This window comes from Fibrobacter sp. UWEL (assembly GCF_900142535.1).
In the GTDB taxonomy this organism is placed as follows: domain Bacteria; phylum Fibrobacterota; class Fibrobacteria; order Fibrobacterales; family Fibrobacteraceae; genus Fibrobacter.
In genome coordinates, this window is sequence record NZ_FRBE01000006.1 from 62,269 (window position 1) to 85,279 (window position 23,011).

21 protein-coding genes are annotated in these 23,011 nt (G+C 45.5%); 11 read left to right on the forward strand and 10 right to left on the reverse strand.

Annotated elements, in window-relative coordinates:
* Positions 1-23: 23 nt before the first annotated feature.
* The 6 genes from BUB59_RS05540 to BUB59_RS05565 all read right to left on the reverse strand — a co-directional run bounded on the left by BUB59_RS05540 (position 24) and on the right by BUB59_RS05565 (position 5,768).
* On the reverse strand, positions 24-791 hold the full coding sequence (locus tag BUB59_RS05540; protein ID WP_143160246.1) for a hypothetical protein: 768 nt from the start codon (positions 789-791) through the stop codon (positions 24-26).
* Between the two features lie 38 nt (positions 792-829).
* Entirely contained in the window at positions 830-2,578 is a 1,749-nt protein-coding gene (locus tag BUB59_RS05545) for a hypothetical protein (RefSeq protein ID WP_143160247.1), read from the reverse strand.
* A complete protein-coding gene (locus BUB59_RS05550; RefSeq protein ID WP_073226730.1) occupies positions 2,565-3,422 on the reverse strand; it encodes a TIGR02147 family protein in 858 nt (285 codons plus the stop codon). Before BUB59_RS05550 ends, BUB59_RS05545 begins: the two co-directional genes overlap by 14 nt.
* A complete protein-coding gene (locus BUB59_RS05555) occupies positions 3,422-4,213 on the reverse strand; it encodes an outer membrane beta-barrel protein (protein WP_143160248.1) in 792 nt (263 codons plus the stop codon). The genes BUB59_RS05550 and BUB59_RS05555 overlap by 1 nt, the downstream gene beginning before the upstream one ends.
* Before the next feature lie 209 nt (positions 4,214-4,422).
* Complete coding sequence (locus BUB59_RS05560) at positions 4,423-5,313, reverse strand: IS3 family transposase (RefSeq protein ID WP_143160249.1); 891 nt, start codon at positions 5,311-5,313, stop codon at positions 4,423-4,425.
* A complete protein-coding gene (locus BUB59_RS05565; protein ID WP_143160250.1) occupies positions 5,244-5,768 on the reverse strand; it encodes a helix-turn-helix domain-containing protein in 525 nt (174 codons plus the stop codon). Before BUB59_RS05565 ends, BUB59_RS05560 begins: the two co-directional genes overlap by 70 nt.
* Positions 5,769-6,004: 236 nt before the next feature.
* Here BUB59_RS05565 and BUB59_RS05570 point away from each other — a divergent pair, with 236 nt between their 5' ends.
* The 4 genes from BUB59_RS05570 to BUB59_RS05585 are packed head-to-tail and all read left to right on the forward strand — an operon-like array spanning position 6,005 to position 8,437.
* The gene (locus tag BUB59_RS05570) at positions 6,005-6,217 is read left to right on the forward strand and encodes a DUF3791 domain-containing protein (protein WP_073158984.1); all 213 of its coding nucleotides are present in this window, start codon (positions 6,005-6,007) and stop codon (positions 6,215-6,217) included.
* A 1-nt stretch (position 6,218) separates the two neighbouring features.
* Positions 6,219-6,779 (forward strand): DUF3990 domain-containing protein, encoded by a 561-nt coding sequence (locus BUB59_RS05575; protein WP_073226742.1) that lies wholly within the window; start codon positions 6,219-6,221, stop codon positions 6,777-6,779.
* Positions 6,770-6,997, forward strand: a complete 228-nt coding sequence (locus BUB59_RS05580; RefSeq protein ID WP_073158988.1) for a hypothetical protein — start codon at positions 6,770-6,772, stop codon at positions 6,995-6,997. The genes BUB59_RS05575 and BUB59_RS05580 overlap by 10 nt, the downstream gene beginning before the upstream one ends.
* Before the next feature lie 21 nt (positions 6,998-7,018).
* Complete coding sequence (locus BUB59_RS05585; RefSeq protein WP_073226744.1) at positions 7,019-8,437, forward strand: transglutaminase domain-containing protein; 1,419 nt, start codon at positions 7,019-7,021, stop codon at positions 8,435-8,437.
* Between the two features lie 23 nt (positions 8,438-8,460).
* Here the strand turns inward: BUB59_RS05585 and BUB59_RS05590 are convergent, their stop codons facing one another.
* The gene (locus BUB59_RS05590) at positions 8,461-9,693 is read right to left on the reverse strand and encodes a pyridoxal phosphate-dependent aminotransferase (protein WP_073226747.1); all 1,233 of its coding nucleotides are present in this window, start codon (positions 9,691-9,693) and stop codon (positions 8,461-8,463) included.
* 216 nt (positions 9,694-9,909) lie between these two features.
* Between BUB59_RS05590 and BUB59_RS05595 the strand changes: the two genes are divergently transcribed.
* Entirely contained in the window at positions 9,910-10,683 is a 774-nt protein-coding gene (locus BUB59_RS05595) for an SDR family oxidoreductase (protein WP_073226750.1), read from the forward strand.
* Positions 10,684-10,776: 93 nt separating this feature from the next.
* Here BUB59_RS05595 and BUB59_RS05600 read toward each other — a convergent pair whose 3' ends face one another.
* The 3 genes from BUB59_RS05600 to BUB59_RS05610 form a co-directional block, all read right to left on the reverse strand.
* Positions 10,777-11,100 (reverse strand): branched-chain amino acid transporter permease, encoded by a 324-nt coding sequence (locus tag BUB59_RS05600; RefSeq protein WP_073226753.1) that lies wholly within the window; start codon positions 11,098-11,100, stop codon positions 10,777-10,779.
* On the reverse strand, positions 11,097-11,792 hold the full coding sequence (locus BUB59_RS05605) for an AzlC family ABC transporter permease (protein WP_073226756.1): 696 nt from the start codon (positions 11,790-11,792) through the stop codon (positions 11,097-11,099). Before BUB59_RS05605 ends, BUB59_RS05600 begins: the two co-directional genes overlap by 4 nt.
* A gap of 65 nt (positions 11,793-11,857) precedes the next feature.
* Positions 11,858-12,130 carry a hypothetical protein gene (locus BUB59_RS05610; RefSeq protein ID WP_073226760.1) on the reverse strand — a complete coding sequence of 91 codons (273 nt, stop codon included), beginning with the start codon at positions 12,128-12,130 and terminating at the stop codon, positions 11,858-11,860.
* Positions 12,131-12,499: 369 nt separating this feature from the next.
* Between BUB59_RS05610 and BUB59_RS05615 the strand changes: the two genes are divergently transcribed.
* The 6 genes from BUB59_RS05615 (at position 12,500) to BUB59_RS05645 (ending at position 23,003) form a co-directional block, all read left to right on the forward strand.
* The gene (locus tag BUB59_RS05615; RefSeq protein WP_073226763.1) at positions 12,500-15,799 is read left to right on the forward strand and encodes a type ISP restriction/modification enzyme; all 3,300 of its coding nucleotides are present in this window, start codon (positions 12,500-12,502) and stop codon (positions 15,797-15,799) included.
* Positions 15,800-16,347: 548 nt separating this feature from the next.
* The gene (locus tag BUB59_RS05620; RefSeq protein WP_073226990.1) at positions 16,348-17,010 is read left to right on the forward strand and encodes a DUF4417 domain-containing protein; all 663 of its coding nucleotides are present in this window, start codon (positions 16,348-16,350) and stop codon (positions 17,008-17,010) included.
* The gene (locus BUB59_RS05625) at positions 17,010-17,381 is read left to right on the forward strand and encodes a hypothetical protein (RefSeq protein ID WP_073226766.1); all 372 of its coding nucleotides are present in this window, start codon (positions 17,010-17,012) and stop codon (positions 17,379-17,381) included. The genes BUB59_RS05620 and BUB59_RS05625 overlap by 1 nt, the downstream gene beginning before the upstream one ends.
* Positions 17,381-17,731, forward strand: a complete 351-nt coding sequence (locus BUB59_RS05630; RefSeq protein WP_073226770.1) for a hypothetical protein — start codon at positions 17,381-17,383, stop codon at positions 17,729-17,731. Before BUB59_RS05625 ends, BUB59_RS05630 begins: the two co-directional genes overlap by 1 nt.
* Before the next feature lie 419 nt (positions 17,732-18,150).
* Entirely contained in the window at positions 18,151-20,430 is a 2,280-nt protein-coding gene (locus BUB59_RS05640; RefSeq protein ID WP_073226778.1) for a YgiQ family radical SAM protein, read from the forward strand.
* Positions 20,431-20,600: 170 nt separating this feature from the next.
* Positions 20,601-23,003 carry a DUF4859 domain-containing protein gene (locus BUB59_RS05645; RefSeq protein ID WP_073226781.1) on the forward strand — a complete coding sequence of 801 codons (2,403 nt, stop codon included), beginning with the start codon at positions 20,601-20,603 and terminating at the stop codon, positions 23,001-23,003.
* The last annotated feature ends 8 nt before the right edge of the window (positions 23,004-23,011 follow it).

Sequence of the window (23,011 nt, forward strand, 5' to 3'; positions counted from 1 at the left end):
ATGTTTGTTCGTTCATCATCATTCTAAGGAATATAGCTTACGCCACCAAAACCAGACCAATAACGTTTATCAAAGTTTTCTCCATGAACGCCAACCGAGCCCAGTCTTACTCTCCAATGATCATTTAAGCGGTAGCTAGCCGAAGCATATAGGGTGTAGACTCTAGGCGAAAAAGGCACGTCTTCAAGTTCCATATCCCCTTCATAGGTGCTTGCAGAAATTTCAAGGCCAAAGTCTCCCAGATAAGCGCCAGCATAGCCACCATATATAACGGAGGTTCCGTTGTTGGAATGATGGCTATATTCCTTAACCTCGTTAAAGACTAGCATAGAGGTGACAGTCATATCCCCTTCACAGTCATAGTCGCGATGGTTCATCCACACACCGCCAGAAAACCCGATTTCAAAATGGTTTGTATTCAACCCGAGAGACGCAAACGTATATAAGCCATTGTTGATGCCAACTCCCGTATTGACCATGAATATGTTTTTCTTGAGTGCCAATTCTGCAGCAGCATTAACGAATCCGTATTCAAGACTGTATGCAAAATCAACACTACGGCCATTGCGGTAAACATCATCCACCTCCATTTTCTTTGAAGGTCCAGCATTCAAGCCACCAGAAAGACGGACTTGATAGTCAGACGTCATGTGCTCACCTGCACCACGCATTTCAGGTGCAGGATTCACTTCCATCCGAATCTTGGAAATTCTAGGATCGCCTTCTGTAACGCAGCCACTCAATAAAAAAGCAGAAGCAATAAGAATCAAACTAATTATGCGAAAATTCATGCAACCTCACTAGCCTTACGAGATTAAAATAACAATGTCTAGCGGGATACCATTTGTTCAAGGCACTGAGAAAAGGACTTTTCTTCATCAATGATGTACGCCATAGAAACAAGGCCATAATCGTCAAGATAATCCATATTTTCCACACTGCACTGTTCTTGAGAAATCTGTTCAATTTGAGCCTTTCTCCCGGAGCAAACCATATCGCCAGACTTTACGGTCACAGAAACATCCTGCCACAGCATATGGGCATGATTCAAGGTAATTTCATAAGTCTTTCCATTGACCGTAACAGTTTCGCTGGTATTTGTGTGGTTTACAATGGTAACGCCGTTTTCCAGTTCATCTTCCGGTTCATAGAATTCTTCTTCAAAAGTCAATGATCCCGCACCATTTGCAAGAAGGCTGTGGAGGCGTGCGAAGAATTCCGAATTCATGTAGTCGTAATCCGGATTCATATCGTAGGCGAAGGTTATTTTTTCCTTTTCAAACTTGACATAAACATTCACATACGAATCACCCACCATTTTCCAAACGCCATCGAGCTGTCCAGAAGTACCGCCAATCAATACATCTGTAGAGCCAAGGATATCATGGATAAAGAGCGTATCTCCACTAAAATTGTACTGTGCCGTGTTCTGACGGTTGCTATACCAACCATCAACCCACTTCACTCCCTCACCTTCTTTGAGACAACGACCTTCCAAGCCAAAATCCCAAACTAGAGTTCCAGCATTTGTTCCAGAGGGTTCTGCACTATAGTAAACCGGCATAAAATCATGGGCTGCGCTAAATTCCTTCGCAAACTTTGAGGAGGAACTTTCTGTCGTAGCGGATTCACCAGCGGCGATCAGCTGATTCACGCATTCCCCAAATTCCTTTTCATTTCCCCAAGAGTAACGAGTCATCACATCAGGATTTGCATCCGAATAATGCAAGCCATCCGCATTTTCCGCCTTGCACATTTCAGAAGTCACATTCAAGGTACTGAAATATTCCAGGTGACATTTTGCAGAGCCGCTTGAAAAAGTCAGCGATAAATAATCATCAAAGGAATGAACAGAATCTATTTTCAGTTCATAGGTCACACCCTTATAAGTAAAGGTTTCGCTTCGATTATCCTGCTTAAGAATCGCCACTCCGTAGCGACCAGGATCAACGGCGTGTTCATCGTAAATGAGATCCGCATAAATATCCATGCTGGAATCTTCAAGACCTTCAAAGAACATCCACATAAAGAGGGATTGCATATAGTTGAAGTTCTCTTTTTCCAGCACACGGATTTCAATGGAACCTTCGCCAAAATTCCAGTACATGGTATAGGCAGAACGACTTAATTGCAGCCAGATTCCCTGAAGCTTTCCTGGCTCGCCGCCAACGAATTTAAGAACCGTAACATTGCCATAATAATCTGGTTCTTCATTCAAGGCGGTAAGAGTCAAAGTGTCGCCTGCAAAGCTATAGCGAAACAGGCCGCCTGCTAATTGTGTTACACGATTCAAGTCTTCAACCCACTGGTAAGTTTCGCCCTGCTTGACACAGCCCGATTCCTGAACAAGACTGATGGAAATAACGCCTGTTTTTGTGGTTTCGGAACTTTCCTTCACTTCGTAGGAGCCCTGCGCATAAGTACGGGCCATGGCAAACTCCTTCTGCAGATTTACGCCCGAGTCATCTGTAGTTCCTGCCACAGGCGGATCCGAGGTAAAACCGGAACAGCCGCAAAGAATGAGGACCGCCGCAAACACAACCCCAAGAATTTTATTAGGCAAATTACTTCTCATCATTCTCCTCCAGTTTCCGAGTCAGCGGAAACATCTGTAAATTTATACGATAAACGCGGTCATAGTCCTTGACTTCCGAGACAATAGACTCAATTTTCCTGCGAAATTCGGCCATTTCCTTCGCCACCCGCTCGTAGGCAGCGCGATCAAGCCCCATGGTAATACCCGACAGGTTACGTTCCGAACCGTCGAACTCATCCAAGGAATCTGCAGCCAGTCGGGCAAACTGCTTCTGCATGGAGCGCACCGCTACATTTAACGCGGCCTTGTGGTCTTGATTATCAACGGGATTGATGCCCACGTCCGTCTGAACGTACGACACCTCCCCCGCACTTTCAATCTTTTTCAGCAGCCCCATCTGGACCATCTGATCTAAAGAAAAACGCACATCGGCGGCAGGCACAGAGGGGCATAGCATGCGGGCCATTTCAAGGGGCCTTGCCCCCGGCATAATGGGAGCAAGTTCACGCAACGTAGGGTTAATCCAGCTGGAAAAATAGGAGTACGCCTCGCCACCTAAAATACGGACCTTGTTGGCATCAGCCAAACGGCACATTTCACCATAGGCCGCTTGTTTTTCTTCGTTTGTCTGGGCGTCGCAAAATTCCACCATGCGGCAGAAGTATTCCGCCTGGTATCCGGTCAGCCCCATGGCCTTCGCAACGCTTTCTGAGCCAACCCCACGTAAGCGGGTCTTGCCGTCGCACACTAGCTTCAAATATCCCGACGACGCAAAACCGGAGAGCTTGGAAAATTCACGCCATGTAAATGCGGAAGTTCTCTTTCGTTCCTCGTAGAACTCCTGCATATAGCGGCGATAGTCAAGATATTCGACAATGGGTTTCATCAGAACCAGTAACCTATACCCAACTGGAACTTCAACAATTTATAATAAGAACCGTAGGGTTCGGAATAATCCATAAAATCAAACACAACATTTCCATCACCATCAAATTCTTGTACTGGGATAAAGTAACTATCCGCAAACTTGTCTGCATCAATTAAATCGTTCACGCGGAAAAGCACACGAAAATCAATGAACAGGCCCGATTTAAATTGATGCCCAACACCCATAGCAACATTCACCCCAAAGCGGCTTTCCTCATCGCGATTTCGGTAAGATTCATCCCTCCACCCATCATCCTCATTTTCGATTGTCCCAAGCAACAGCTCAAATACAACGCCCACTTCAAGAAACAGAATGCGAGGAATCCTCCACTGCAAAAGCACGGGAACATTCAGCAAGAAAGCTTGATTATATTCCCAATGTTCTCTACCACAGTAAAAACTTCCTTCACATTTGTCATAAGCGTCCTGCTCTTCCCCGACATCGTAATCAAGAACATCTCCCGCAAGAGCTTCTATATAAACAAAGAAAATCCTATAGTCCAAACCCACGCCGGAATGCAGGTAAAGATTTTCCGTCAAGCCGTACGCCACATCAAAAGACAACGAACCCCAAGGTCCACCGTTTGAGGGATAATAATCCTCTTTGGAATCCGTGATGACATACATGAGACCTGCACCAAGGCGGGTCCCAAATTCCAACTTGTCGAAACTACTTGATGAATTATTGCCCTCGGCAAATGCATTCAAAGGAATCAGCATCACCGCCAGCATGATCATCAGTTTTCGCATAAAAGGACCTCCTAACACTCAAAAAATAGATTATGGGTCGGTTGTCCGCAATACATCTAGAAAACAAAAACTTCCATTTTTGCGTAATTTCAACGCAATTTTTAAACATTCCCGTATTTTTCATCAATTCTATGAAACAAGATGTTTCTTGAAAGAACAAAAAAGCCCCGCGTTTTTGAACTGACCCCAAAAAGTTGGACAGTTTAAAGTTAGGATAAAACTGAGTTATGAGTCCGGTATTGTACCGGACTCATTCCTTTTAGGCGCAGTTTTATCCGGTCGTTGTTGTAGTACTCGATGTATTTCTTGAGTTCCTGTTTGAAGTGCTCCATATTCTTGAAGGTGTTGGGATAGAGAAGTTCTGATTTCATTATGCCGAAGAAGTTCTCCATCATTGCATTGTCCAGGCAGTTTCCCTTGCGGCTCATGCTCTGGATGATATCATGGTCTTGTAATTTTCTTTGATAGCTGTAATGCTGATAGTGCCAGCCTTGATCCGAGTGTAGGACCAGCTTGTCGTAGACTAGCTTTCTATCTAGAGCCTTGTCGAGCATGCTCATTACCATCCTTAGATCAGGATGATCCGATATGGTGTAGCTTATGATTTCGCCGTTGTACATGTCCAGTATTGGCGACAGGTAGCATTTGTCCATGCCGATATTTATCTGGGTTACATCCGTTGTCCACTTCTGGTTTGGACCTGTCGTTGTGAAGTCCCGGTTGATTACGTTTGGTGCAGTCTGGCCAACATCCCCCTTGTACGAACGGTACTTGCAACGCTTGCGGACGTTCCTTAGATTTTCTTCCTTCATGATGCGATACACGGTCTTGTGATTGATCACGAAGCCTTCATTCCTCAGTTCGTCTTTGATACGACGATATCCGTAGCAACCCTTGTTTTCCGCATGTATGGCCTTGACTCGTTTGCGCTCGTCGGCGTAGCGGTCTGCCTTCTTCTGGATGTTGTAGTAGTATGTAGAGCGGGATAGCCCGCTAGCCTTCAGGAGATGCTTGAGCGCATGCTTTTCACTCAGTCCTCGGACTGTCTCGGCCCTATACCGAACATCTCGGCATTCTCTTCCTGGTCTAGGGCCTTCAATTTTTTTAGGTAGGCATTCTCAGCTTTGAGGTATGCATTTTCTTCCTGGAGACGTTCAAGTTCGGTCATACCCTTTGCTGATTTCTTTTTCTTTGGCATCTTCGGAGGCCTCCCTTTGGGCTTTGTTGCTAATAGTTCCTCGTAGCCGCCGTGACGGTATTTGCGCAACCACGATTGTAAACAATAGCGGCTTAGTTGATATTTTACGGCAATCTCTGTCAAAGATAGAGATTGTTGGATTGCCGTATCAATGACTGCACGTTTTAGGGAGGGTGTTGAACGGACATTCTGTTTTCTTCCCCTATACCATTCACCAGTCAGATCATATTCCCTACAACGATATAGGACTAGGCGTTCTGTGATGCCTGTTTTCTGACTTATTAAATGAGGACTGTGTCCGGATTTATAGAGTTCTAAAGCTTCGGCCCATTCTTCATTAGTGTGTTTCTTATACATGAAAACCCCGAAAGTTGTGTCCAACTTTCGGGGTTCACATCATTTCTGCGAGGCATTTTACTTAGCAATTTAGACGGCGACTGAAACCACGTTGGCGAGAGCGGTTTCTGCAACTCCAATAGGCGACACCATATTTGCCAAGGAATCAAAGCAAAACTTTGCTGCATTTCTCAAACTCCACCAACTTGGTGGAGTTTTGCAGGATACCATATCCAAATTTTTATATATTGAAGAACATGAGTGAAAGCACCCAGATTATCTATATGCAGACAAGGCTCGTTCGGCTGATGTCCGAAGAAACGGGAGCGTCTATTGCTGCAGTAGCAACCCAGTTCAAGGAACAGGGTGTTTTTCACTATATCAAGCGAATGTGGGACTTGTTCCATATTGAGGGCGACCAGGCGGTTCTTGAAGACATAAGGCAATACCTCAAGTCAAAGGGTGTGTAAAATGCTTGATTTGAATCAGCGAACCATTCTGTACCACGGAAGTTTTTGCGAAGTATCTTCACCTGACTTGTCTAAGTGCGCCAAGTATAAGGATTTCGGTCAAGGTTTCTACCTCACAACTGACAAGGAACAAGCGAAATCCTTTGCAAAGATTTCTACAAGAAAAGCGCAGGAATCTGGAGTAATTCCAACCCAGCAGAATTTTGGAGTAGTGTCTTCCTTTGAGTACATACCGGCCAATCTCCGAACCCAAATCTTTTTAACAGCCGATGCCGACTGGCTACATTGCATTGTCGCTCATCGAAAAAAAGGACTTTTCAATTCTCTTGTTCAAGATTTTGAAAAATACGATATCATCGGTGGCAAGATTGCAAACGACGCAACAAACATCACAATAACCACCTACATGACAGGAACCTTCGGGGAAGTCGGTTCTCAACAGGCAGATGAAATATGCATACGCCTGTTACTCCCCGAACGATTAAAGGACCAGTACTGCTTTAGAACAGCGGCCGCATTACAGCAACTTGCATTTATCAAAAGCGAGCGTATATGGCTGTGACAAAAGAACAAATTCAGGCCGCAATGGAACTTTTGACGACTATGGTTGTCGAGTCCATTTCCAAGGAAGACCATCTTGATGCAGCCGATGTTTTACCCGATTTTTTGAATTCCAAAACCGGAAAAATGCTCTTTGATGAAAGTCTCAAGCTATGGTGCGAAGGCCCCTCGCACATCGAGGAACTGTATAGAGCCGAGCTACAGAAAGCTCACGACTAAAGGCCGTTGGATAGACGGTTCATGAAGAAAATGACACGGGCATCACTCCAAACTATAATCCTTCTATTAGCAGTCTTTGTTATTGGGTGTGCGTCAACATCCCCTAATTCTAAGAATGGCCCAAATCATCAGTACGAAAAATCAACAGACACTGTCCATGTTTCCAAAATCAATGCCGTTGAAAAATACCCTTTCCCACAAGACTTTGATAGCGATGCCTATAAATACAGAACGGGTATTCCCCACAAACAAATCGTTAATTTTATTGAAAACGACGAAAACGATTCTCTACGGCAGAACGAAACAGAAAGGTACGTTACAAATCTTACATCCTTAATAGATTCCGTTGCAAAAAATGATTTTGAAAAAGTCAAAATGATTTATGACGCATTGGCGCTGCTACTTGATTACGACAGCGAAAGCTACATAAGTAATTCACAACCTCCAAGTAAATGGGACTATGTTCTTGCATCCCGGAAAGCGGTATGCGAAGGATACGCAAATGCGTTCAAGAAGTTATGTGATATGTTAAAAATTCCATGCGAAACCGTTCACGGATACGCACGAGGTTTAACGCACATACCCGCAAACGAGGAAATTACTTCCAACCATGCATGGAATATTGTCAAGATCGACAAATTCTGGTACAATGTTGATTGCACATGGGGATCAAGCGCCTTTAATGTCAATACATCGAAATCAAACCATCGTTATACAACAGACTGGCTATTTTTGAAAGGAGACCACTTTGGGTACTCCCATTTCCCAAATGATTCAAACCATCAACTAACCAAGAAAATCAGTCGCGACGAATTTAAAAATAGACCTCTCCTAGATCCCATTTTTTTCGACTTATTTGAATCTCCCAACAAACTGCAGGCGATCAACAATATTGATAGTTCATATCAGCTAGACCTTATTCAAAAACGGGATGCAAAATTTATATTGAATGTTTACAATTTACAGACCAACCAACCTGTACAAAACAGAGCTCTATTGACACACAATCGTGAAAAATTACAAATAGAATTCCAGGCACCTTACGCAGGAATCTTTCAAGCTTTTTTAATGCATAACGTTAAAGATAACGCTTATAGCAGCATAGCATCTTTTTCGATTAGCGCAAATAAGGCTAGTAATATCCAGCACCCAACTTATTTTCGCTCATCAGCAAAGGACATCAAGATAGAGTCACCACTAGTTCAGTTACATGCAGATTCAACATACGAATTTAAAATAAAAGTTTCAAATAAAAAATATGCTCTTCTTTTTTGCAACGGAAAGAAAAATCGTCTCAAAAATCAGGGCAACGGATTCTTTTCAAAAAAAATAAAGATTCCCAGCAATGCAATTGAAGTACTTATAGAAGTCTCTGACACGGAACATGGGCGATATGAAGCAATTGCCAAATATCCTGTAACAAACAATGCAAATTTTTAGCATGCATTCCCATTTTCAGGATCCTATTTAAGCAATTTACGGACACCTTCCAGGCGGTTCAGAGCCTCGATCAAAGTTTCGTCCTTCTTGGCGAAATGGAATCGCACCAGATGGTTTACGGGCTCGCGGAAAAAGCTACTGCCAGGCACTGCGGCGACGCCCACTTTCTTTGCCAAATCCATGCAGAAAAGTTCATCGGGGCGAACGGCTCCTGAGCCGCTCATTCCCATTCCAGACACGGCGCCGAACTCGCCGGAGGCCATGCGACGTTCGTAATCGAATTCCGAAATGTCCATCATGACGAAATAGGTTCCTTGAGGCTCTGTAAACTTGAATCCCAGATTGCGGAGGCCATCGGTAAACAATTGCTTCATGTGGGTGTAATGATTCTGCAATTCGGTGTAGTAATCATCGCCGAAATTCATGGCGGTCACAGCCACTTCCTGCAACGTAGAGGACGCGCCAACCACCGTAAAGTCATGAACTTTCTTGATGCGTTCCATGATGGGCTCAGGAGCCAGAATATAGCCCAAGCGCCAACCCGTAATGGAATAGCTCTTGGAGAGGCTGGAACATTCGATGGTGCGTTCACGCATGCCCGGCAGGGTTGCCATATAGGTGTGAACATTTGGTGCAAAAATAATGTGCTCGTAAACTTCGTCCGTAATCACATACAGATCGTACTTGATGGCAAGATCCGCAATAATCTTCAACTCGTCGCGAGTGAAAACTTTTCCACTGGGGTTTGAAGGATTGCACAGCACCAATGCCTTTACGCCCGGCTGCTTCATGGCATCTTCAAGGACATTCGCATCGAAGGTAAAATCGATGGGCGAAAGGGGCACGTATATTGGAGTTGCGCCACTCAAAATCGTATCCGCAGTATAGTTCTCGTAGAACGGTGAGAAAATCACCACCTTGTCGCCAGGATTGCAGACCGACATCATGGTAATCATCATGGCTTCGGTACTGCCACAGGTAATGACACATTCCCTTTCCGGATCAAAGCGCATGCCGCTGAAATGTTCCTGCTTGCGACAAACCGCTTCGCGGAAATTCTTGGCACCAATGGTCAACGCATACTGATGAGGGCCAGTCTTTGCCACTTCTGCCAAACGGTTCTGCAATTCCACAGGCGGGTCAAAATCCGGAAAACCCTGGGACAGATTCACAGCCCCGCAGCCATTGGCAATACGGGTCATGTAACGAATGACAGATTCAGTAAAATGGTTGGTGCGATCACTTAAAGGTTTCATGAGTCAAAAGTAACAATCCTACCCGCAAGCAACGAAAAATCACCCATTTTTTAGAAGTTTCCTCTCATAAACTCACATTTTTGTAGGAAAAACGTCGTTTTTTCCACTATTGTTTACAATTTTTTCTAGAAAACAGGGCATTTTTATGACATTTCTGTGAATTTTGAATGTATTTTAATTTCGCAAAACAAATAATCTTAACACAAGGAATAAAAAATGAAGAATTATTTCGATCTCTCCGGCCAGGTAGCAGTTGTTACTGGTTGCTCCACTGGTCTCGGCGTTCAGATGGCAAAGGCTCTGGCAAATCAGGGCGCAAAGATTGTTGCAATCGCTCGCCGTAAGGAAATGATTGAAGCTGTAGCTAAGGAAATTTCCGAAACCTACGGCGTCGAAGCTATCGCCGTTCAGTGCGACATTACCGACACCGCTAAGGTTGAAGCAGCCGTTGACGAAATCCTCGCCAAGCTGGGCCGCATCGACATCCTGATCAACAACGCTGGTACTGGCGCAGTTGCTCCGGCAGAAGACATCACCGACGACCAGCTCAACCACGAAATGAACGTTGACCTGGGCGGTACCTTCAAGATGGCTCGTGCAGTTGCCAAGAAGGCAATGCTCCCGGCAAAGTACGGCCGTATCATCAACATTGCCTCCATGTACGGCCTTGTTGGTAACAAGATTTGCGGTTCCGCACCGTACCATGCAGCAAAGGGTGCTGTTGTTAACCTGACCCGCGCTCTGGCCGCTGAATGGTCCAGCAAGGGCATCAATGTTAACGCAATCTGCCCGGGTTACTTCTACACCCCGCTTACCAAGGAAACTCTCGATACTCCGTTCTTCCAGCAGAATGCTAAGACTATGATCCCGGCAGAACGCTATGGAAACGAAGGCGAACTTGACACCGCTGCAATCTTCCTTGCATCCAAGGCATCCAGCTACGTTACCGGCATCATGGTTCCGGTTGACGGCGGCTACACCTGCATGTAATGTAGGCTCCAGGTTCGAGGCTCGAGGGATCGGGTTTCAAAAATGGATTACGCTTTTAAAGACGCTCGCAGTAATGCGAGCGCCTTTTTGCTTTTAAACGAGTCGAATAAGGACCATATAGACTGCGGTCCCTACAGCCATGGAAAGAAATAGCTGGCGACGCCATATGTGCATCACGGCTGTCGCCACAATGCCTACGATATCGGGAATGCCGTGCATACCTTCCAGCCACTGCACATCTTTCAGGCAATAAACCACAAGCATACCGAAAACAGCGAGAGGCAAGGCCTTGCCCAAATACTGGATGTATTTGGGAGTAGGCTTTCCTGCAGGGAAAATGAGGAAAGGCAAGGCGCGGGTCAGCACCGTCATCAGCGCAAGTATGGCGATGGTTGTGATTTGTTGTTGCGTAGTCATTTACCGCCCTCAATTTTCTTGCGGAACACAGTCAGCAGCAAAAGAATTCCAATCATGGAGGGAATCACAAAATACTGACTACCCACTACCAGCAGGCTCAAGGCAGTACATCCAATCCCGATCCACGCCGGACGATGTTCCTTTTCCTTTAAGAACTGATCCATAAAGATGGCAACGAACATGGCCGTCACCACAAATTCAAGACCACGAATATCGAAGTTCAAAAGGGAGCCGAACATATAGCCCATAAATCCGCCGGTAATCCAGTAGGAATAATCCAGCATACTGACCATCAGCATCTCCGTGGGGGTAGACTCGCGGGCATTGTAGTTAATAGCAAACGTTTCGTCGGACATCCAGAAAATCAGGAAGGGCTTACGCCAGCCCATACCGCGAAAACGATCCAGCATGGAAACGCCATAGAACAAATGACGAGCGCCCACCACCAAGGCCATACTCGCGGCACCCAGCGGGTTGAAATTCGCCAGCAACATACCCAAGCCCAGGAATTCCGCAGAGCCACTAAACACAAACAGCGCCATGGACAGCGGATACCAATAGCTAAAGCCCATGGATTCCGCAAGCACCCCATAAGTAATGCCCAAAAACCAGTAGCCCGTAAGCACCGGCAAGGAGCGCTTAAAAGCGACCTTCAGGGAATTCTTAAATGTGGATTGATCGATGGCAGGCATTGTGGCAAGAATATAGAAATCGTCAATTTTCGTTAGACCAGAAATAAACCCAATAAGAGCCGACTCTAAATATCTTTGGCATTGTTGACCCCGCCCTTCTGAGAAAATTCCAAGATCAGATGTGCAGTTGACTCGATTACTTTTTTGTATCGGTCAATTTCACTATCAGAAAATCCGGATATATCTTCCCATGTGTATTGGGGCAGGTAACAAGTTGCGTGATGAAAACAGTCTTTTTCATCAGGCTTTTCAATGTACACCTTGACACGGCCATCCTTCATCATCTCGGAATGGACAATTTCAGAATTATCATCTAAGGTCATGAACGGGTACATCATAATCGAACTCGCAGCTAATATAGCTTTTCTGCAAGTACTTTTGCAATATTAGGCACTTTCTAAATATGCACGTCCAATGATTGCACCGTTTTATGCTATATTCGTGACGACATAGTTCCCTGCCGTGAAAGCGGCAGGGAACGCAGGTTTAATTGAGAGTTTTGCTCTTATTCTCTGTCCTGAAACTACCACTTTCAAAAGCATACGAGGATAAGGCAGACGCTCACGTCCCATTGGGGCGTGGGCCGTTTGTGCTTATTGTGTGCAAGGATGTGGTAGTCCGCAGGACAGGTAAGCCATTCGGTACCACGCCTTTTTTGTTGGATCGCATTGGCTTTTGAGTAAGGTAAAACCTTACCGGGAGCCCTTATGAGCGGAATTGACGCCAACAAGAAGAAAGCAGTTGAAAGTTATGTTGCCGAAGTCGGCCAACATTTTTCTGCAGGCATCGCTACAGAGCATAGCTACCGTCCCGCCTTAACGGACCTGCTAAAGGCTCTGCTCCCGAAATTCATCGTGATGAACGAGCCCGCCCGCATTGAATGTGGCGCACCCGACTTGATTTTGGCACGAGACGCCAACGGCATTCCCGTTTCCGTTGCGTTCGTCGAAGCGAAAGATGTGGGCGATTCCGATTTGGATGGTAATCGCCAGCATAAAGAACAGTTCAACCGCTACAAGAAATCTCTGGACCACATCCTGTTTACGGACTACCTAGATTTTCATCTCTACGAAGGCGAAACGTTCGTTGACAGCGTCCGCATTGCAGAAATCAAGGGCAATAAAATTGCGGTTGCAGAAGACAATATTTTAAAGTTCCTCGAAATGGTGGAAAGCCTCGCTGGGGCCACACCGCAAAAAATCACCAGCCCCAAGAAAATGGCCGAGATGATGGCGAACAAGGCCAGGCTTTTAGCCGACGTGGTAGAACGCACCCTTGCTGCGGACACCGAGAAAACCGGCGAACTGGCTGGACAATGGAAATCCTTCAAGACAACCCTTATTCACGATTTGACGGAACGCCAATTTGCGGACATTTACGCACAGACCATTTGCTACGGGATGTTTGCAGCCCGACTCCACGACGAAACTCCCGATACATTCAGTCGCGATGAAGCCGCCAACCTTATTCCTAAAACAAATCCCTTCCTACGAAAAATTTTCCAGAGCATCGCAGGTTATGATGTTAGCGAAAGCATCGTCTGGATTGTAGATGACTTGATTGAATCCTTCCGCGTGACAGACATTCACAAGGTCATGGCGAACTTCGGCAAAAGTACCGCACAGACCGATTCCATGATTCACTTTTACGAAGACTTCCTCCGTTGTTACGATCCAAAACAGAAGAAAGCCTGCGGCGTCTATTATACTCCTGAACCGGTTGTGAAATTCATCGTCAACGCAGTTGATGAAATTCTGCAGAAAGATTTCAACATGCCCATGGGACTTGCAGACACAAGCAAAGTTCAGTTGGACAGAATTGTCGATGGAACCTCCGACAAGAAAAGCAAGGACCACAAAGTTCACGAAATGCGTGAATATCATAAGGTTCAGATTCTCGATCCCGCTACAGGTACAGGAACTTTCTTGGCGGAAGCTGTCCGAAAAATTCACAGCAAAATGGAAGGTCAGCAAGGAGCATGGCAAAGCTATGTGGAAGAACATCTATTGCCTCGTTTGAACGGTTTTGAATTTATGATGGCTCCTTACGCCGTAGCCCATTTGAAGTTGGATATGGTTCTTGGCGAAACCGGATACAAAGCAGCAAAGGATAAACGTCTCCGTATTTTCTTGACCAATTCCTTGGAAGAATGTGACCCCGATACAGGAACATTATTTGCGCAATGGTTAGCACAAGAAGCTAACGAAGCCAACTACATCAAGCGCGATACACCTGTGATGGTGATGATTGGAAATCCACCGTATAGTGTAAGTAGCAGCAATAAAGGGGAGTGGATAGAAAGACTTCTTGAAGATTACAAAAAAGATTTGAATGAAAGAAATATTCAGCCTTTATCTGATGACTACATAAAGTTTATCAGGCTCGCTCATTACTATGTAGAAAAGAATGGCGAAGGCATTCTAGCATATATTTCAAACAATAGTTTTATCGATGGGATCATTCATCGTCAAATGCGAAAAGAATTGATGAACGCATTTGATTCCATCTACATTCTTGACTTACACGGCAATACTCGAAAGAAAGAAGTTTCTCCCGATGGAAGCAAGGATGAAAATGTCTTTGACATTATGCAAGGCGTAAGCATCAATATTTTCGTCAAGACGAAGAACAACAATTCCACGCGTCATTCCGAACAAAAAGCTAGCAATCCCTCGTGTCATTCTGAGCGAAGCGCAAGCACCCCAGCGCGTCATTCTGAGCGTAGCGTAAGCGAAGTCGAAGAATCCAGCAACCTCGCAAACGTTTACCATTTCGAACTATTCGGCAAGCGTGAAGATAAATACGAGTATTTAAGAAAGCATTCTTTTAACGATGTTCCTTGGACCAAATTGAATCCGCAGGAACCACAGAATTTCTTTGTGCCGAAGGATGAAAATATTCAACTTGAATACGATGGGCATATCCCAATTCAAAAACTTTTAAATATAAATGTCAACGGAATAAAAACGCAATGTGACGGAGCATCTATTGCTTTTTCTGCAAAAGAGAGAAACGAATTAAAGCAAGATTTTATTTCACTTAGCGAAGATGAAATCCATCGTAAATATGGATTCAATAATGTAAGAGATTGGCAAATTCCACTAGCAAAAAAAGACATATCAGAAAATAAAATAAAGGCTGAAATTTTGTGTTATCGTCCCTTTGATTTTCGGCATATGATTTTTACAGGAAAAACTAAGGGAATTATGGGGTATCCACGAGATAAATTTATGCAGAATTTTTATCTCGGCAACAATATCGGTTTAATTTTAGGAAGGCAAGGGCAAGCTGTTGGCAGTATGCAATGGAATTTGGCATATTGTTCAAAGCATATTGTTGATACAAATATCTATTATCGCGGAGGTGGAATCGTCTTCCCTCTCTATCTCTACCCTACCGACGAAGAGGCTGCATTAGGCGAAACTCGCAAGCCGAATCTTGATGAAGAAATATGGCGAAAGATAGATAAGTGCATCCAGATTCCCGATCATCCCCGACAAGCGAGGACAGGTGTCGGGAATGACAATTCAAAGGAACACATTACAACTCCGGAGCAAATATTCGATTATATCTACGGAATCCTACACACGCCCAGTTATCGCGAGAAGTACAAAGAATTCTTGAAAGTTGATTTCCCTCGAATTCCATATCCTGAAAATACAGAAAAGTTTAATCAAATTCTCGAACTGGGTAACAAGCTTCGTCAATTACACTTGATGGAAGAAAACCCTCAATCTACAGTCACATTCAACATCCCTGGCAACAATCTCATTTCCGAAATCAAGTATCAAGACAATTGCGTTTACATCAATAAGGAACAATACTTTGATAACATTCCGGAACTGGCTTGGAATTTCTATATCGGTGGATACCAACCTGCACAGAAATGGTTAAAGGATCGCAAGGGTCGCACCCTCAGTTTCGACGACATCGCCCACTACCGCAACATCATCGCCATCCTTTTAGAAACCGATAAGCTAATGCAACAACTTGACCAAATAAATTAATCAACCATCTTTTTTTATCTTTCAATTAACGGTCCAAAGAACAAATATTAACCCGAAAAACAACATCAAGTCTAAATCAATATTATTGTTGCCAGTTTTCCTTGCCAAGTCTTTTCCAAAGCTGTCAAAAGTACGAAATCTCGAGACTAACGCATTGACAGATTTTGTCATAAAATTTATTATTAAGAAAGATGAGACCTACGTGCACTAAGGGTACACTAATTTATGTATTATGACAGAAAGCTCAACAAAGGAGGCTGAAAGCAAACGAAGTAGCAAGCTTTAAATCATCTAACCATGTCAAATAAAAAAGCCCGTTAATAAGTTCTAGCACAACTCACTAACAGGCTGATTGGGAATCGCTAAGAGCGAGACATAATCATTTCAATTTTAGTAATCTCCCATTCTATTTGACAAGTGAAACAATGTGCAGGGTCTCTGCACTTCGTGGTATCTGCGCTACGAAGTATTGTTCTGCACTTTTTTAAACATCTAGACGAAGCTCTTCGCCTAGGTTGTCAAACTTTCAACCAAAAATGGAGATTTCCATGATAAAAAACTTTATGGATCTTTGCAAAATTGCAGAAGATTATACAACATACCTCCAAAATAGAGGAATTAAATTCAATGCGAATGGCTTCCCTTTTTTCACAAAAGACATGTTCCTAGAAGAAACGCCTGAACTAATGATCCCCTACGATTTTCGAAAAACTCGTATTGTAGAGCACCCTGATAAAACACTTCTATGTTTTTATTGTTCCGATGCGAGAATTTACCCAAGGTTAAGCAACATATTGAACGATATTTCTGAATACAAAAAATATCTCGGTGCCGTAGCAACCGACGTTACCATAACATCCGACATGGATGAAGAATGGCAGGACTTCGTCATGCTATTGAATCAATTATTCATGGCAGTCCTTGTTGTAAACGGAATAAAAATCGTCGCCAACCTTAGAACAGGAAATAATAAAACTCACCGCAATCTTGGAGGGATTCCCGCAGGTGTAATGTGGGCCACAGGATTCCTTGGCTGTTCTAAAGACAAGCCATATGACATGCGCTTTATATCATCAATTATTACCGTACATCCATCAAAACTGCTAATATACGGAAAAAATGATCCTTGCGCAACCGAAAAACTATCTATGATAGGAATACCATATCTCATTTACCCTGACTACCACACAATTAGAAAGGAGGTCGCATAATGTCTAATGCAAAAGAAAAATACTCCACCTCCGCAAGTGAATACGTCACCGGAATGACTACAGCATCAAACAAAGCAAAGGAACGTTACGAGAGAAGTAAAAAGAAAAAAGAGCAGTACAGCAAAAATTGGAAGGAACAAAAGATTAATATCAACGAACTAACGGATAAATACACCCCTGGGGTGGAGCCGAAAGTAAGCGGTAGTAAAATGATTTGGAAAAATGAAAAATACGAAATAAAAGCTGATTTAGGAGTAGGATCTGCACGCGTTTTTGACAGAAAGCTCAAAAATTATTTAGATATAAACGGAGATCCTTGCAACAACAACGACTTGACGCACTTTGGAATCAAGAAAAAGGAGGAAATGTAATGAGATTCACATTAGTCCTTGACTTTACTGAAATGACCTATTATGGCGGAATCATTCCCAATACGCCTTTTCCTCCGGATCCGAGAATCGAAGAACATCATTTTGATGAAGAAGATCGTGATTTGCTAAACGAATTTTTCGTTGACGACATTAACCAGTATTGCGGCACTCTTCTTGATGACGGAGATCTTGATTTCTACGACAAGGATAAATGTATACTGCTAAAGAAATGGCTTGCCGAAAAGATACCAACGCTCTCTAATGAACGTTTAAAAAATCTATACAGCAAGCTACTTGAATACGCAACTAAAGCTATCAAACTTAATACTGGAGTTGTCATAGAACTTTGAAAACCACATACAAACTATTGGGCGTCTTTTGGGACGGGCGCCCCTCTTTATCATTTTCGCTCCCGGAATTCAAAGAAGTTATTTTGCCTCGAAATTACTCTTGTAAATACGATTTATTTGACACAACGGAGTATATTCGATCAATTCGAGTATCAGATTTATTAAGCATTGAAAGTTTCAAAAAAATCCAGTTCATCATCAAACAACTATTTTTTTGTGAAAAGATTGTCATTTTATTTGACGAAACATTAAATATCAATAATCCAACAATCAAAAACTTATTAGACAAAAGAATATCGCAATGCATACATTATGTACATGAGGCTATTCCAAAAGCAAAGATATTTAAGGCAAGTATAACAACCCATTCGTAGGAAAAGGTTCTTTCTCAAGAAAAAACTTTTTCTATCTTTCCCCATATGTACGATCCGCGCTTTTTACCAATTTGCAAAGAAGACCTAGACGAACTTGGCTGGGATTATGTTGACGTTATCGTCATCAGCGCGGATTGTTACGTAGACCACCCCAGTTTTGGGCACGCTGTTGTGGCTCGACTTTTTGAGCACGAAGGTTTGCGAGTGGCAATCCTTCCCCAGCCCAACTGGCGTGATGACTTGCGCGATTTCAAGAAGTTGGGCACGCCCCGTCTATTCTTCTGCATCAGCAGCGGTATGGACAGCATGGTGAACCACTACACTGCAGGCAAACGTTTGCGTCATGACGACGCTTTTACTGCAGGCAACAAGGCAGGTTTCCGTCCGGATTACGCCACCTACACTTACGCAAAGATTGTGAAGATGCTTTACCCCGATGTACCGCTTTTGATTGGCGGTCTGGAAAGCAGTCTTCGTCGCGTCACCCATTACGATTACTGGAGCGACCGCCTAAAGCCTAGTATTATGGCAGAAACGGAAGCGGACATTCTGGTGTACGGCATGGGCGAAAAGCCCTTGAAAGAAATTGTTCGCCTCTTGAAGAAGGGCGTTCCCTTCAGCAGTTTGAAGAACATCCCCCAGACGGCAGTTCTTGTGGACAAGGACAAAGTCCCCGCTCCTGGCAAGCACAAGGAACTGGGAACCAGTTGGGAAGATTTACGTTTGCCTAGCCACGAAGAATGCGTAGCCAGCAAGAAGACCCAGATCCAGAGTTACAACAAGGTGGACATTGAATGCAACAAGATGTTCCAGCGCCGCATCTTGCAAGATGTAGGTGACAAGACTGTTGTAATCAATCCGGCTTACCCGCCCATGGAATACGGCGAGCTGGATGAAAGTTTTGAATACCCTTATGCACGAGCACCGCATCCGCGATACAAGAAGCGCGGCGACGTTCCTGCATTCGAGATGATCAAGTTCAGCATCAACACCCACCGCGGTTGTTTCGGCGGTTGCAGTTTCTGCGCCATCAACGCACAGCAGGGAAAGTTCATTGCCAGCCGCAGCCGCGAAAGCATTTTGCGTGAAGTGGAAAAAGTGGTGAACATGGAAGGCTTCGCCGGAACCATTACGGATTTGGGCGGCCCCAGTGCCAACATGTACAAGATGCGCGGCAGAGATCGCAGTCGCTGTTCCAAGTGTGCACGCCCCAGCTGCTGTACGCCCAACATTTGCGACAACATGAATACAAGCCATCGTGAATTGATTGACTTGTATCGGGAAGTCCGTAACCATCCGAAGGTGAAGCATCTGTTCATCGGTAGTGGTGTCCGTTACGACTTGCTGCTCCAGGAAAACTGCGACGAAAAGATTCGCGCTGAGCACGAAGAATATGCTCGCGACTTGATTGATTATCATGTGAGCGGTCGCTTGAAGGTGGCCCCGGAACATACGGTGGAAGCGGTTCTGAAATTGATTCGCAAGCCCAGCTTTACCCTGTTCCACAAGTTCAAGGAATTCTTTGACGCGGAATGCGAACGCATTGGCAAGAAGCAGCAGCTCATTCCCTACTTCATCAGTAGCCATCCGGGTTGTACTGAGGCCGATATGGCGGAACTAGCCCTAGAAACCAAGCAGTTGGGGTTCCAGCTGGAACAGGTTCAGGACTTTACGCCCACCCCCATGACCATCGCCACGGAAATGTTCTACGCCGAGATGAAACCGGATGGAACTCCCCTTTACGTTGCGAAAACGCCGGAACAGAAAAAGAGCCAGAAACAGTTCTTCTTCTGGTATATTCCCGAGAACCGCCCGCAGATTCGCGCCACCTTGGAGCGCTTGAAGCTGGGCAAGATCAGCCGTCTGCTTCTGAGCAGAAGCGCCATTGCAGAAGGAAAGACGTACAGCCCCAGCAAGGAACGTGAAGAGAATCCGGAATTCCGCGAGAAGGACTTGCAGATGCGCGCCGAACGCAGTGTCATGTCCATTGTCCCGCAGAAGTCTGGCGAAAAGGGCCGCTGGGAAAATTCTTCCCGCCGTGAACGCCGTCAGGCTGAATTTGGCGACAAGACCTGGACGCCAAAGCACGAGTTAAGAGATGCCCAACGCCGTGAAGGTCGCCGCGACGACAACCGTTTTGAAAGCCGACGTGATGCTAGATCCCCGATCGGGTCGGGGATGACGAACGGGAACGGTCGCAGTTTCCACAGCGATCGTCGCGGAAACGTGCCCCAGGGCAACCGCAATAGCAACATGAACAAACCGCAGCAAAAGCGAAACGATTCGCCGGTACAGTTCAGTTCCAGACGCCGCCCCGGCAGATAGTTTCAAGAGCTCTCCCGTTCGGGAGAGTTTTTTATTACAAGACACCCCATTTACGGAATAATTTTTACACACCTACAACACGAAAACCACATAGATAAAGCAAGTTTTCCTAGGAATATTCCAAAATAAAAGATATTTCTTACACAGAAACATCTTTTTTGGAGCGTTTTATGGGAAAAATGTGTTTTGGATTGGTTTCCGCTGCAACACTTGCGGCCTTGTTCGGCACCGCAGTAGCAGCAAATGGTGACGCCTATCAGTGGCCTGGTTACCGTTCGGACTTGGATTATGACACCAAGACGGTTCTTGGCGGGATGGATTTGACTCCTCCCACCGAATTCAACAATACCTGTGACGGTGTTACCGGAAAGAAAGCAGGCAAGTGGTGGGCTTTTTACTGGGGCAAGGATCGCGACTCCCGCATTACGGACGTGACTATCGACTCCATCCTGAAAAAGTACGACACGGATTTTGAATATCTGTACAACACCTTGGGCTGGGCACCTGACGCACAGGCACAGGACGGCAAGTACAGTGCTGTATATTATTACGGTTCCGGCACCTGCGCTGGCGGCGATAAGACGGATACCACCGGCGGCTGGCAGACATGGGTGGCAGGCTACACCGCTGTGGCCGCAAGTTTCTACCCGCTTTACAGTTTCAACACTAGCTGCCCCTACGCAGATCGCAAATCCCAGATGGACGCCATGGTTCACGAAGGCATCCATTCCATGACCAACGGGTACCCTGGTGCAAAGGACGCACATTGGTTCCAGGAAGCAGGCAACACCTGGATTCAGCAGGATATGTTCAGCCATCGCAATGCGGTTTATAGCGGCATGGGATTCTTGAATGCAGCCACCCTGATGGCCCCCTTCATGCCCATTGAATGCTATTCCGGCTGGCTCATTGACGGCACCTTCGGCGGCCCCGGCGCACAGGGCGTTACCGGCAAGAATCAGCGTAACCTCCTTGGCGGCGCCCAGTACAGCAACATCTTCCCCACCTTCATCGGAACATGGCTCGGTACAGGCGCAGTCCGCTGGATTTACGGAAACGCTTACGGCAACACCACCTACCTGCTGGAAACTTACGGCCTGGACAAGGGCCTGGGAGATGCAGGCGTTCGTAGACTCATCACTGAATTTCGCGCCAAGATGGCTATGCTGGATATGAAGGAATGGTCCAACGAAATGAAGAATCTGATCAACCAGAATTTCGGTGGCGACGCTTACGAAGAACAGTACTACTGGGACAACGGTGGCATCCGTAATTCCTGGACCATGACTCCTTACCAGACCATGACTACAAGCGGCGAATACATCATCCCCGACGAAGCAACCACTCCGGGCTGGTCCGGCAGTAACGTTGTTCCTCTGAAGGTGCAGAGCGGCGCAAAGCAGGTCTCCGTCACATTCTATCCGGTGGGCAGCAATTCCAACAACACCAACATGAACTACTTGCTGTGCTATCGCGCTACAGACGGCACCCCCGTCTATAGCGAACCTATTACCGGCGAAGGTACCGTCACCTTGCGACTGGACAAGACTCCCTCCAGCACCAGTGGCAACCAGATGGTCTTCGCAGTGATCGTCAATACCGATTACAAGTTCACTGGAAACGAAAACATCCGCACCAAGCATTTCAACTACAAGCTGAAACTTGAAGAAGGCTTAAGCGGTGCAGGCGCTTCCAACGTGAAGTACTATAACGATTTCAAGCTAACATACGACTGGAGCAGCCTGCCCAGCGGAACCACCACCGGCAACACTTCCAGCAGTTCTGCAACTCCGGCCTCCTCCAGTTCCTCCGTGAAGGCAACTTCCTCCAGCTCTTCAGAAAAGACGACCACCGTCTCTACAGGTAATGCAACGGAACTCTCTCTCAACGCCACCCTGCCTATTGACGACAATTACGCAAGCGTGGCTGTGAACTTCGACGCAAGCGCCGTGGCTGCAGCTCTGGGCCTGACAACAGCAACCCTTTCTAACGCCACCTACTTCGCCATGGATAACGGAACCGCAAATACAACCTCTACCGCAACCGCACCGGGTCACTGGTTTGCAAAGGACGGCACTGTTGCCAACTGGTCCGATGACGATTCCTACATCTTCGCGGAAATGGACTTGAACAGCGAAACCATCAAGATTGGACATTACCCCAACCGCGCAAGCAACGGGGACAAGTTCAATGCTCAGATAGGTTTAAGCTACAACGGAAAGACAGTCCTCTTTAACCTGGCAGTGAACGTAACCAACGAAATCGGCAACGAAGCTACCGAAAGCACTCTTGCAATGATGTACGGCCTCACAGGACTTGCAAACCACATGAGTGTCATCAACCATCGCGGAAAACTTACCGTCAACTACAGACTGGATCGCAACGACAATGTGAAAGTAAGCCTGTTCAATCCCTCCGGCGCACTACTGGACGTAAGCATCAGCGGTATTGAATCCGCAGGAAACCATAGCAAAGTGATTGACTTAAATAAGCTGGGATTGCCGAAGGGAACCTACATCGTAAAGGTCACCTCGGGCAGCTACCAGGAAGCAAGAAGCGTCAACGTGAACTAAAGACATTA